Here is a 12,150-nt window from a genome sequence, read left to right as displayed (position 1 = left end):
ATCGAAGGGTGACGGATATGGCAGACACGCTCCAACTTGTCCTTTCCGGCTTGGCATTGGGCGGCATTTACGCGCTGATTGCTGTGGGGTTTGTGACTGTTTTTAAAGTCTGCGGGCTTATCAACTTCGCGCAAGGTGATTTTGCCACCGTCGGCGCACTGTCGTTGGCAATGTTTTTCGCAATCGGATTGCCGACATGGCTGGCTCTTCTCGGCGCGATCGTGGTGGCGGCGATCGTCGGAGGGGTGTTGCACCGTGTTTTTTTAGACAGACTTCGCGATCAGGCGGAAACGGTTCAGATCATTGCTACGATCGGACTGTCCATCGTGCTGCAGTCTGTGGGACAACTGTTGATGGGGAGTCAACCCCGGGCTGTCCCCCCGTTTCTCCCCGGGCAACCGTATCATCTCATGGGCGGAGCCGTTCCACGGCAGGACGTGGTCATTCTCGTTGCCGTGGCCGTACTGTTCGTACTTCTGTACTTTTTCTTTGAGAAAAGTTACGCCGGTGCCGCTCTCCGAGCTGTCATGTTAAACCGTGACTCGGCGAGATTGCTGGGTATCTCTGCCCGATCAATGGCCACATTCAGTTTTATCATCGGAGCGTCCGTTGCGGGACTTGGCGGTGCAGTGATCGCCCCGGTGACACTGGTTTCGTATGATATGGGGCTTACTTTGGGCCTGAAAGGATTTGTTGCCGCGGTGGTCGGAGGACTTTCTGACGTCCCTGGTGCGGTTGCCGGTGCTTTTATTCTCGGTCTCCTCGAATCGGTGGGCGCCGGTTTTGTTTCGTCGGCCTATAAAGAGGCCATCGCCTTCGTTGTGTTAATCGTGATTCTTCTGTGGCGACCGAACGGTTTGTTTGGCAAGAGCGCCGATCGCGTGTGAAAGCGTGTAAGCCATGATGCTTTGAGGTGTCAAAAAGAGAGGAAGAATCCCATGCGACGAAAGTCTGTGTACCTGGCGCTCGTTCCCGTGATCGTTGTGGTCTGTCCGTGGATCGTGGGTCCGTTTTGGACACAAATCATGTTGTTGACCGGGCTATATGCCATCTGCATCCTGGGTCTTTCTCTACTGATCGGCCATGCAGGACTGGTATCCTTGGCCCAGGCAGCCTTTTGGGGGATTGGTGCTTATGTTTCCGCATTCCTGTCCTTGAAGCACGGGTTTCCGACAATTTTGGCGCTCATGTCGGGTTTGGCGGTTGCAGGCATTGTCGCCTTTCTACTCGGTTGGTTGACCAGGCGCCTGGCCGGTCATTATCTGACCCTTGTCACTCTTGGGGCCGGAATGATCATGAATCTCATTTTTGTCGAAGAATCGTGGTGGACTGGTGGAGCCTCCGGACTCAGCGGAATTCCTCACCTATCTCTGGGGTCTTGGGTGATCGATTCGGACCTGCGAATGTATTATCTGGTGTGGGGAATCCTCGGGCTTGTCATGGTATTGATTTGGAACCTCCTCCATTCGCCGTGGGGGCGCACCCTTCAGGCTACCAGGGATAGTAGTACCGCAGCGTCCGCGACCGGAGTGGATGTCGGACGATTCAAGGTCCAGGCCTTCGTGGCCAGTGGTGTCCTAGCGGCTTTGTCCGGAGCCCTCTACGCTCACTACATGACCTTCGTCAGTCCGGAGTTGTTCAGTTTTAAGCAATCGATCCTCTTTCTTCTCATGGCCGTCGTGGGCGGCCCTCTCTCAATATGGGGACCGATTATTGGTGCATTGGTTCTGACCGGTCTAACCGAAGCCTTGCGCAGCGTCATGCCGATGTTCGGCACGGATGCTGTGGGACCGTTGGAAACGCTGATCTTCGGGGTGCTTCTGCTGGTGGTTATTCTGTTTCTGCCTAGCGGGGTCATGTCTCTTCCGGCCAAAGCAAAGATCGTAAGGGGGGAAGGTAAACCGTGGCGCCGATACTCGTGGCCGAGAACCTGACCAAGCGATATGGCGGGATTTACGCCCTTCGCAAGTGCAGTTTCGAGGTAAACCATGGGGAAATCATCGCGGTGATCGGACCAAACGGCTCCGGCAAATCCACCCTATTTAATTGTATTACCGGGCTTACTCGACCCGACGAGGGTGAGATCTTGTTCAACGGCCAATCGCTCATAAATATGCCACCGCATCGAATTGCCGAGCTCGGCGTTGGCCGTACCTTTCAGAACATCAATCTATTTTCAGAACTTACGGTACTTCAGAATGTCCAGATCGGGATCGCTTCATTCCGCAAGGTAAAATTCTGGAAGGCCCTTCTCACAGGTGGAAGGGGAATCAGTCGTCGAGCCGAATCTGATGCCCGATCAACTCTTCAACACTTCGAGTTAGAGTCGCTAGCCGATATACCGGCCAGGGAGTTATCGTTCGGGCAGCAGCGATTGGTGGAACTGGCGCGCGCCCTAAGCCAGAAACCAAAGTTACTGCTTTTAGACGAGCCGGCTTCCGGATTGAATCAGAGCGAACGTGAACGACTACTGGAACTGTTGGTCGACATCAGTCGTCAAGGTATCGCCGTGATTTGGATTGAACATGACCTGGGTAGCGTCATGAAAGTGGCTCACAAAGTGGTGGTTCTCGAATTCGGCGAGCAAATTTGTTACGGAGCCCCAGAAGAGGTGCAAAAGGACCCGAAGTTCATTAAGGCGTATGTAGGCACAGAAAAGGAGCCCTATTTCAATCGAACGATTGAACGTAGTTTACAACAAAAAGAACCTCTGTTGACCGCCCAAGATCTTCACACCTCCCGGGGCACGGTGCGTGCACTGAATGGGGTGAGCCTGAGGATCGGTCAAAGTGAATTGGTCGCTATCATCGGCCCAAATGGAGCCGGGAAATCCACGCTCTTAGGTACCTTGGCGGGTCAGTTTCGTCCTCATCAAGGGCAGGTTCAGTTTCGGAACATGTTGATTACCGGTCTTGCTCCGGAGTCGGTGCACCGTTTAGGAATCACCCTGGTTCCCGAACGGCGTGGCTTGTTCCCGACCATGACTGTAGAAGAAAACTTAATGCTTGGCGCTTATGTAGAAGTTGCATTTATGAGATCGCTGGGTTTGCCGCCGAAGGAGGTGATGCAACGATGTGAGAAGATATACGCGCTGTTCCCTCGATTGAAGGAACGAAGAGAACAACTGGCAGGCACCTTGAGTGGAGGGGAACAACAGATGTTGGCCGTTGGCAGAGGTCTGATGGCCGAGCCCGTGTTGCTGATGCTAGACGAACCATCTTTAGGATTGGCGGAAAAGCTTGTGGAGCAACTGTTTGAAGCCCTGCGTCGACTAGCGGACCAAGGGACAACCGTCCTTTTGGTCGAGCAGAATGCCCGAGCGGCGCTGTCTATCGCGGACCGGGTCGTCGCCCTTGATCGGGGAACCGTTCGTTTTGAGGGCTTACCGGATGAATTCGGGGAAAAGGAGATTCTCCACCTCTATAATGCACGACCGATGGAAATCGGCCTATAAACGAAATGAAGTCGCCGAAGCCGGCGATCTTAAGCTGTCTACCCACGGGGGAAGGGGGAACACCCCGACCTCGGGAAGTGGGTCGGGCGCAGCCATGGATGTTCAGACAAGGCTGTGCTTTTTTGTCGATAAAAATGAAGATCTCGCAGACTTTTGTCCGCGATTCGGGAGGGATCACTGTGAAGTTCAGTTTGTTTACCGTCTTTGACAACTATTCGGAACTTGTTCCCCGGTCGGCGGGTCAATTTTTCGACGAGGTTTTGGAACAAACCATGCAGGCGGAGCAGCTAGGATTTGATGGCGTCTGGTATGCGGAACACCATTTTTCCGAGTACGGGGTCAGCCCCTCGCCGCCCGTCCTCCTAGCTGCTGCTGCCAAAATGACCGATCGGATCCGATTGGGAGTGGCGGTATCCGTCCTGCCGCTGCGGGATCCGGTTCAAGTCGCCGAAGATTATGCGGTGGTGGATGTCCTGTCCGGGGGACGCTTGAACATGGGCCTGGGAAGCGGATATCTGACTCATGAGTTCCACGGGTTCAAGGTACCGATGGGAGACAAGGCGCTGCGGTTCAACGATGCACTGGATGTGCTGCTGAAAGCATGGAGAGGGGAGACTTTCTCCCATGAGGGGCCTTATTTCCAATATCCGGAGATCCGGTTAAACGTGGTCCCGGTTCAACGTCCGCACCCGGAATTGTGGGTGGCATCTCTTCGCCAAGAGGGAGTCAAACACATCGCTCGCATGGGACACCGGATCATGGGCATCGCGTACGTGAACAGCAATTCCCGGGAAGAGCTGGCCGAGGTCATTCGGACGTACAAAGAACATTTTCGATCCCATGGACACGGAGACCCCGAGCAATTGGAACTTCCGGTGGCCTTTCATGTCCATGTCGCGCCATCCCTGGCCGAAGCAGAAGCTAACGCAAAAGAAGCCATCAATCTGTATTTGCGCACCCGCAAATACGGAAAGAACATCCAGTACGAAGATTTGCGGGCCAGGGAACAGGCGATCTTCGGCAGCCCCGATGAAGTCGTTGAACAGATTCAGCGCTATCGGGCAATTGGGGTAAACCACTTTATGGCCCTCATGAATTTCGGCGCCCTGGAACATCGAAAAGTCATGCAATCCCTCGAATTGTTCGCAAAGCACGTCATTCCTGCCCTGCGTTAGAAGACCGTGCAGGAGGAGGTGCAGTAATGGAACTGGATCCCGCGAGGTTCGATCGCCAACACAATTACAAGCTCCTGATCGGAGCGGTGCTGCCCCGCCCGATCGCATTCGTGACCACCAGGGGAAGAGACGGCTTGGTCAACGCGGCACCGTTCAGCTTTTTCAACGTGGCAGCCTCGGATCCGCCCATGATCACCCTTTCGATCATGCGGCGGGGCGGGGTCATGAAAGATAGCGCGCGCAACATTTCAGAGACCGGAGAGTTCGTGGTCAATGCCGTACACCGGGATCTCGTCGCCGTGGCCAACGCCTGCTCCGCGGACTACCCGCCGAACGTCAGCGAGGTGGAGGTGGTGGGAATCGATCTCGTCCCGAGCCGAAAAATCAACGTGCCGGGGATTGCAAAGGCCCGAATCCGCATGGAGTGTCGATTGGAAACCATGATTCCCTTGGGGCGCGGTCCGAATGCCGATTTGATCGTGGGGGAAGTGATCCACCTCTTTGTCGACGATGCGCTGTATCGGGACGGAAAAATCGACCTGCACCGATTTGATCCCGTGGGACGCCTGGCTGGCGCCGACTATTGCCGGGTGGAATCGATTTTCTCGCTGGTGCGGCCGACTCCCCCGCAGGCTGGTGAAGGAGGTAAAGCCCGGTGAAGTTTGTCTCCTATCAAACGGCTCATTTTGCCCCCCTCCGGCCCGGGTGGATACTATCAGACCGGTGGGTGGTGGACATGGAGTTGTCCCTTTACTGGGGCAGGGAGGAAGGTATTGTGGATATTTCCCCGACCATCTTTCCGAAAACCATGTATCAGGTGCTCCAACGTTGGGACCTGTGGCTGCCGGTGATCCGGACGATCGACACCCTCATGCGGGAACGCATGGCAAACTGGGGGGCGCAAGCGGAACCGGGAGAGCAGGCGCATCAGTTCCTTGGACCGCTTTTGCATTCTGCGGACACCGTCCACCTCGGCCCTCCGGTGCAACCTTCGACATTTCGCGATTTTTACGCGTTTGAAGAGCACGTGCGAAACGCCCGGGCTCGTCGGGGTCTGGACGTCGTTCCGGAGTGGTACGAATTCCCTGTCTTTTACTTCTCCAATCCGAATGCCTTACTCGGGCCGGGAGAACCCGTTCGGCGTCCGCCTTATACAACCATGCTGGACTATGAACTGGAGACGGCCTGCGTCCTGGGGAAAGGGGGGATCGACGTATCTCCGGAAGAAGCCGAATCCATGATCGCGGGCTACATGATTCTCAACGATTGGAGCGCCAGAGACGTCCAGCGGGCGGAGATGAAGGTGGGGCTGGGTCCGGCCAAAGGGAAAGATTTTGCTACGTCTCTAGGCCCGTGGTTAGTCACCCCCGATGAGCTCGAACCATACCGAATCGGCGATCGCTATGATTTGGAAATGACAGCCACGGTCAACGGGGAAGTCTACTCAAAAGGGAATTTGAAAGATATTTACTTCACGTTTCCGCAAATGATTTCTCGGGCCTCGCAGGGCGTGCGCCTGGAGCCCGGAGAACTGATCGGATCGGGCACTGTAGGCTCTGGATGCATCCTGGAACTGGGTCCAGAAACGCATCCGTGGCTGCAAGTGGGGGACACCGTAATGTTGACAATTACCGGACTGGGGTCGCTGAGTAACACCGTTGTTGAATGACGGTTGATTGAAATGAAAGGAAAAGGGGAGAGCCGTGATGCCCTTTTATCACAAACTCGGTATTGTGCCGAAGAAACGCCACATCCAGTTTCGCAATCCCAAAGGAGGTCTGTACCTCGAAGAGGTGTTTGGCACCCAGGGATTTTCGGGGATTCAATCGATTCTCTATCATCTGCACACACCATCGGCAGCGAGAGATTATGAGATGATTGGCCAAGTCCCGATGGATGAAGAGGGCAGCGATCAGCCCGGACACCACCGCCATTTTCGAACGTCGGCGCTGAAACCATCGGGGGATCCGGTTGCAAGCAGGCTACCTCTGTTGTTCAACGATGATGTACGAATTTGCCTGGCGAAGCCCACCGAGCCGATGAACTATTTCTACCGGAATGCCGAAGGCGATGAACTGATCTTTGTTCACCAGGGCACCGGGGTGCTGGAATCCGTATTCGGGGAGTTGCGATTCGGCCCCGGAGACTATCTGGTCATTCCTGTCGGCACCACGTATCGGCTCAACTTGGGCGAGGGCGATAACGTACATTATGTGATCGAGGCCAAGGGTCCCATCGCACCTCCGTCGAGGTACTTGAATCAATACGGGCAGTTTATGGAAGACGCACCCTTCTGCGAAAGGGATATCCGGGTGCCGGATCGGTTGGTGACCCATGATGAGCAGAGGGATCACGAGATCCGCATTCGGCAGAAAGGGAAGATTTTCCGCGCTGTGGTACCCCATCATCCTTTGGACGTTGTCGGCTGGGACGGCTATGTGTACCCTTGGGCATTCCACATTGAAGACTTCGAACCACGAGTAGGGAAAATCCATCTTCCGCCACCGGTTCATCAGACATTTCAAGGGCCGGGCTTTGTGGTCTGTTCATTTGTCCCTCGACTGTACGACTTTCACCCCGAGGCCATTCCGGCGCCGTATTATCACAGCAACATCGACTCGGACGAGGTGTTGTATTATGTGCACGGCGAATTCATGAGCCGTAAAGGCATTGAACCCGGATCCCTAACACTCCATCCCCGGGGGGTGGTCCACGGACCCCAACCCGGAAAAATCGAGGCGAGTATTGGTCAGCGGGAAACGAATGAGCTGGCAGTCATGGTCGACACCTTCCGGCCATTGACCGTCTCTACGCATGCCCGGGAATGCGAAGATTCGGGCTATCCCTTCAGCTGGTTGGCCTGAGAAGACGTCCGACCATCTTGCTCCAGCGGGGTTATACCCCGCTTTTTGCTCTAATCATAAATGAACAGATCAACTGCGTTTTAGGAGGGGTGGTCATGAAAATCTTGCGTCTTGGCCACGCGATGTATGCCTTCGCTACACGAGGCGGAAAGCGGTATCTCATTGATCCGTTCTTCGATTTGAATCCGGGTTGCCCGGAGAAGTACACACAAACGGAATTCTTGCAAAGTGTCGATGGCGTCTTACTCACGCATGGTCACTTCGACCACGTGAGCGGACTGTCGTTACTAAAGCAGGCAAACCCCGAAGTACTTGTGGTGTGCCAATATGAACTCGGGATGCTTTTGACACGGGAAGGATTTCAGAACGTTTACCCGATTAATCTTGGAGGCAGTGTGGCGTTGGAGGGTGTAACGGCAACAATGGTTCCGGCTCGCCATACCTCGTCTTACCGAGAAACGGAAGGGAACCCAATTTACGCTGGAGAGTCAGCCGGATACGTGTTGGAATTCACCGGTGATCATACAGTCTATCATTCCGGTGACACCGCGATTACCATGGACATGAAGCTCATCCAGGATTTATACGAACCGAAAATCGCCATTCTTTCTGCATCCGGGCATTTTACGATGGGACCGAGAGAGGCCGCCTATGCGGTGCGAAACCTTTTGCGGGTCCGATACGTCATACCGAGCCACACGTTTCCGACGGAAGCAACTGCCGCCCGGAAGGACGTGTGGCAGAACCTGGTGCAAAATGTGCCGGCTGTTAACGCGATGATGGGCCGGGACGAGGAGCTCGCCGAACTCCTGCAGGATGACCCCCATACCCGGGTAGTGATTCTGGGCTACGGGGAAGAACGAGATTTCGACATGTCAGACTGACCTGCTGTCGGATCCTCTTCCGCCTTCCGTCCGCGGTCCGCGACGGTGGATCTAGGCATTCACCCATCTCCAGCCTCGCGCATACACTGCAGCAACAAGCGCGAGGGGGAGTTGCCGTGAACAAGACGGGGAAACGACCAAGTCCTGCCGCGGAACGAATCCTTAATCGGTATGTCCAGGGGGAGTTGGCGCTTGCCGAAGCCCTGCGACAGCTCTATGCGTTCCCGTCCCGTACCCCTGAGCACTTTCAGCCGGCCAAATCGACGACACAGGTCGTCGACTTGGGGCATTCCCGGCTTCCAACGGTGAAAACTGCGGAAGACGGGGCCAAGAGGACATCAGCGGATTCCTACGAAGATCTTTTCCGCGAGATGCTCGACGAGTTAAACCGGTTTATCGGCCTTCACCGCCTCAAAAATGTCCTTCACGAGGCCTTTGCTTTCGCGGAAATTCAAAGGCGCCGGGAGGAGCTGAACCTCAAGGCGGAACCCGTGGTCTGGCACATGATTTTCCAGGGCAATCCCGGGACGGGAAAAACGACCATGGCCAGATTTATGGCCAAATGGCTGCATCGTTTCGGAATCCTCAGCAAGGGACAACTGGTCGAGGTAGAGCGCGCCGACTTAGTGGGTGAATATATCGGCCACACGGCCCAAAAGACCCGGGAACAAATCCAGCGCGCCCTGGGAGGGGTACTGTTCGTGGATGAAGCCTATTCCCTGGCCCGGGGAGGCTCTAAAGATTTTGGCCGAGAGGCGGTCGACACGCTGGTGAAGGCCGCAGAGGACCACCGGACCGACCTGGTCGTGGTGCTCGCCGGATACCCTCGGGAAATGGAGGCATTCTTACGCCTGAATCCTGGGCTTCCTTCCAGGTTTCCGATCCAATTGCATTTCGACGATTACTCGGCCGACGAACTTCTCGCCATCGCCGACCGCATGTTGGCCGAACGGGAGTATCGGCTCTCTCCTGACGCCCGGCGCCGGCTCAGCGCCTGGTTGAGCGAACAAACCGCCGCCGGAACTTGTTTTGGTAACGCCCGCTTTGGCAACGCCCGCCTGGTCCGCAACGTCTTAGAACGCGCCGAGCGCCGCCAGGCCCGCCGCCTCCTCCGAGAAGGAATCCCGGACCGGGAGGCGTTGATGACTCTTCAGGCCGAGGATTTCACCTGGGAGGTGGGGGAGAGGTGAGGATACAGGGGACGGTGGTCGGCATCACTGCCGCTGGAAAAACCATGTTCTGGCTACAACTGGGGGCTCTGCTCGCCGGCCGCAAGCTGCCCATTCGCCGGATGGATCAGCGGGGACGCACCGTCAAGGAGCGGTTAGCCGTGGAAGAAGCCCGCCGGCGGCTGTGCGCCTTCGGGCGGCACAAGACCCAAGAACCGCAATGGGTGGACGCCGCGGTACGGCGCTGGCACCCTTGGATCAAATTGCGGCTTGTCGATACGGCGGGTTTGGTGGCGGATATCCATCCCGACACACAACTTCGACAACATATGGGAGAGTCTCTTCGGTGTCTGTCGGAGAGCAGGATCTGGTTTCACGTCGTCGACCTCGGGCGCACCGCGGCCCAGGGCTTTCAACTGAGTGATGTCGATCGTACGCTGATGGAAGTGGGCAGGCAAACGTCCCATTACGTCGTCATCGGGAACAAAATCGACTTGCCTGGCGCGGCCCGGGCGGCGGAGATGCTTCTGAAACACGGGGAAGATATTCCGATCTTCGTGGTGTCGTCTCTTTATCGCACGGGCTTTACACCGGTGGTACAATGGTTGCGAGAGGTCTGTAAACATTCCGCTTGACGGGCGCGAAATGCGAAGACACCTCGTCACCCGTTTATGATAGAATCCGGAACATGGGGCCCGGAATTGCGGAGTTCACGGGCCGCGTTATCAGCAATGAGGTGAGCACCATTCACACAGAAGGTCCACACAGCGATCGCCAGGAGGATTTCACGCGGATCGCAGAAACAATCGAAGACCGGATTGCCCGGCGCCGCCGCGCCATTGAACGCACGGCCATGATGAATCAAGAGCGGGTACTGGAAGCTTTTCGGCACTACCGCGTCGCCGATGTGCACCTGCGGGGATCGACGGGATATGGGTACAACGACCGGGGCCGCGAAATTCTCGATGGCATTTATGCCCGTGTCTTCGGGGCGGAGGCCGCTTTGGTGCGCCCTCAGATCGTGTCCGGGACCCATGCGCTGGCCCTGGCACTGTATGGCGTTCTTCGCCCCGGGGATCGGTTGGTCTATGCAACCGGAGAGCCGTATGACACGTTGCGCACCGTGATCGGGAAGGGAACCGGTCAAAGTGAGGGTACATTGGTGGAGTGGGGGATAACCTATACACAGGTGGATTTGACATCGGATAACCGGGTGGACCTGGAAGCGTTAGAGAAGGTACTGTCCGCGGCCCCCGTTCGTATGGTGGTGTTGCAGCGCTCCGGGGGTTATTCGGGTCGCCGGGCGCTTTCGGTGGACGAGCTCGAACAGGCCATCTCCTTGGTCAAAAAAATCCAACCGGATGCGGTGGTTCTCGTGGACAACTGCTACGGAGAGTTCACCGAAACCCGGGAACCCACTGAAGTTGGGGCAGACTTGGCCGCGGGCTCGTTGATCAAAAATCCTGGAGGGGGATTGGCGCCCACCGGCGGGTACGTGGTTGGGCGAAAAGATCTCGTCCATGCGGCCGCTTGCCGCTTGACAGCCCCGGGAGTGGGGGAAGAGGCCGGGCCGACGGGCGTGGAATGGCGCCTGTTTTACCAGGGATTTTTCCTCGCCCCTCACGTGGTTTCCCAGGCGCTTCAATCCGCAGTGTTCGGTGCCGCCCTTTTTGAAACGTTGGGCTTTCCAACCCGGCCCCGGTGGAATGATCCCCGAAGCGATCTGGTCCAGCAGTTCGATCTGCCCTCGGCGGAGGCCGTGCTGACGTTCTGCCAGGCCATCCAGTCCGCATCTCCGGTGGATTCCTACGTCGTCCCCGAGCCCTGGGCCATGCCCGGGTATCCCGACCCAGTGGTCATGGCCGCGGGGACCTTCGTCCAAGGCGGATCCCTGGAACTGTCTGCGGATGCCCCGATGCGCCCCCCGTACCGGGTTTTTGTCCAGGGTGGTTTAACCTACGAACACGGTAAACTTGCTTATCTGCACGCGGCTCAGTCCTTGCGTTCCTCCGGCTTTCTCCCTAAAAGTGAGCGGGCCTAACAGTTACGTTAACTCACATCGAGTTGACAACTTTGCGCCCCTGGGGGTATAATGAGTGAGAAAATGAGTGCATTCCCCGTCCGTGAACCCCGTGATCAGTGGTGATCAGTATCGGAAGCCAAAGGGGATGATCGCGTATGTCAGATGATGTGCGGCGCAATTTGGCCCTCTTTCCCATCGGGATCGTACAGAAGTTGACCGAGTTGAGCGCTCGGCAGATTCGGTATTACGAACAGCAGGGATTGATTCAACCCATTCGCACCAAGGGCAATCAGCGCCTTTTTTCTTTCCGGGACGTCGAACGCTTGCTCGAGATCAAGAAACTGATCGATCAAGGTCTGAATATCGCGGGGATTAAAAAGGCCTTGGGACCGGCCGAAAAACCCACTGATGTCGAAGACCTTCCGAAGGAAGAGCGACTTGCGGTGGAAGGGAATCGCAACCTCACGGACCGGGACTTGCACGAGTTGCTGAAAAAAGAGCTCATCGCCCAATTGGAGCGACCGGGTAGACCGGCGTCGCTGATCCAAGGCGAGCTCTCCCGGTTTTTCCGTTAAAGAGCG

The 12,150-nt window shown here is 56.4% G+C and carries 12 protein-coding genes; all 12 read left to right on the top strand.

All coding sequences use genetic code 11. From position 1 onward, the window contains the following. Positions 1-17: 17 nt before the first annotated feature. The 12 genes from K6T64_RS00680 (at position 18) to K6T64_RS00625 (ending at position 12,144) form a co-directional block, all read left to right on the top strand. Positions 18-887: a branched-chain amino acid ABC transporter permease gene (locus K6T64_RS00680; protein ID WP_100667716.1), complete on the top strand. Its 870-nt coding sequence runs from the start codon at positions 18-20 to the stop codon at positions 885-887. 51 nt (positions 888-938) lie between these two features. Beyond that, complete coding sequence (locus K6T64_RS00675; RefSeq protein ID WP_100667715.1) at positions 939-1,934, top strand: branched-chain amino acid ABC transporter permease; 996 nt, start codon at positions 939-941, stop codon at positions 1,932-1,934. Further along, complete coding sequence (locus tag K6T64_RS00670; protein WP_100667714.1) at positions 1,904-3,454, top strand: ATP-binding cassette domain-containing protein; 1,551 nt, start codon at positions 1,904-1,906, stop codon at positions 3,452-3,454. The genes K6T64_RS00675 and K6T64_RS00670 overlap by 31 nt, the downstream gene beginning before the upstream one ends. Positions 3,455-3,633: 179 nt before the next feature. Then, positions 3,634-4,629, top strand: coding sequence for an LLM class flavin-dependent oxidoreductase (locus tag K6T64_RS00665; protein ID WP_100669316.1), 996 nt, complete (start codon positions 3,634-3,636; stop codon positions 4,627-4,629). 26 nt (positions 4,630-4,655) lie between these two features. After that, on the top strand, positions 4,656-5,288 hold the full coding sequence (locus tag K6T64_RS00660) for a flavin reductase family protein (RefSeq protein WP_100667713.1): 633 nt from the start codon (positions 4,656-4,658) through the stop codon (positions 5,286-5,288). Next, a complete protein-coding gene (locus K6T64_RS00655) occupies positions 5,285-6,298 on the top strand; it encodes a fumarylacetoacetate hydrolase family protein (protein ID WP_288008182.1) in 1,014 nt (337 codons plus the stop codon). Before K6T64_RS00660 ends, K6T64_RS00655 begins: the two co-directional genes overlap by 4 nt. Positions 6,299-6,335: 37 nt before the next feature. Next, positions 6,336-7,493: a homogentisate 1,2-dioxygenase gene (locus tag K6T64_RS00650; RefSeq protein ID WP_100667712.1), complete on the top strand. Its 1,158-nt coding sequence runs from the start codon at positions 6,336-6,338 to the stop codon at positions 7,491-7,493. 95 nt (positions 7,494-7,588) lie between these two features. Then, on the top strand, positions 7,589-8,377 hold the full coding sequence (locus K6T64_RS00645) for a metal-dependent hydrolase (protein ID WP_288008180.1): 789 nt from the start codon (positions 7,589-7,591) through the stop codon (positions 8,375-8,377). Between the two features lie 116 nt (positions 8,378-8,493). Further along, the gene (locus tag K6T64_RS00640) at positions 8,494-9,567 is read left to right on the top strand and encodes an AAA family ATPase (protein WP_288008178.1); all 1,074 of its coding nucleotides are present in this window, start codon (positions 8,494-8,496) and stop codon (positions 9,565-9,567) included. After that, positions 9,564-10,181: a GTPase domain-containing protein gene (locus K6T64_RS00635; protein ID WP_288008176.1), complete on the top strand. Its 618-nt coding sequence runs from the start codon at positions 9,564-9,566 to the stop codon at positions 10,179-10,181. Before K6T64_RS00640 ends, K6T64_RS00635 begins: the two co-directional genes overlap by 4 nt. A gap of 53 nt (positions 10,182-10,234) precedes the next feature. After that, positions 10,235-11,587 (top strand): methionine gamma-lyase family protein, encoded by a 1,353-nt coding sequence (locus K6T64_RS00630; protein ID WP_288008174.1) that lies wholly within the window; start codon positions 10,235-10,237, stop codon positions 11,585-11,587. 137 nt (positions 11,588-11,724) lie between these two features. Next, positions 11,725-12,144 carry a MerR family transcriptional regulator gene (locus K6T64_RS00625; RefSeq protein WP_013075637.1) on the top strand — a complete coding sequence of 140 codons (420 nt, stop codon included), beginning with the start codon at positions 11,725-11,727 and terminating at the stop codon, positions 12,142-12,144. Positions 12,145-12,150: the final 6 nt, after the last annotated feature.

Source organism: Kyrpidia sp. (assembly GCF_023512215.1).
GTDB classification, from domain to species: Bacteria; Bacillota; Bacilli; order Kyrpidiales; family Kyrpidiaceae; genus Kyrpidia; species Kyrpidia spormannii.
The sequence above is the reverse complement of the archived record's forward strand: the minus strand, read 5'-3'. Positions and strand labels throughout refer to the sequence as shown.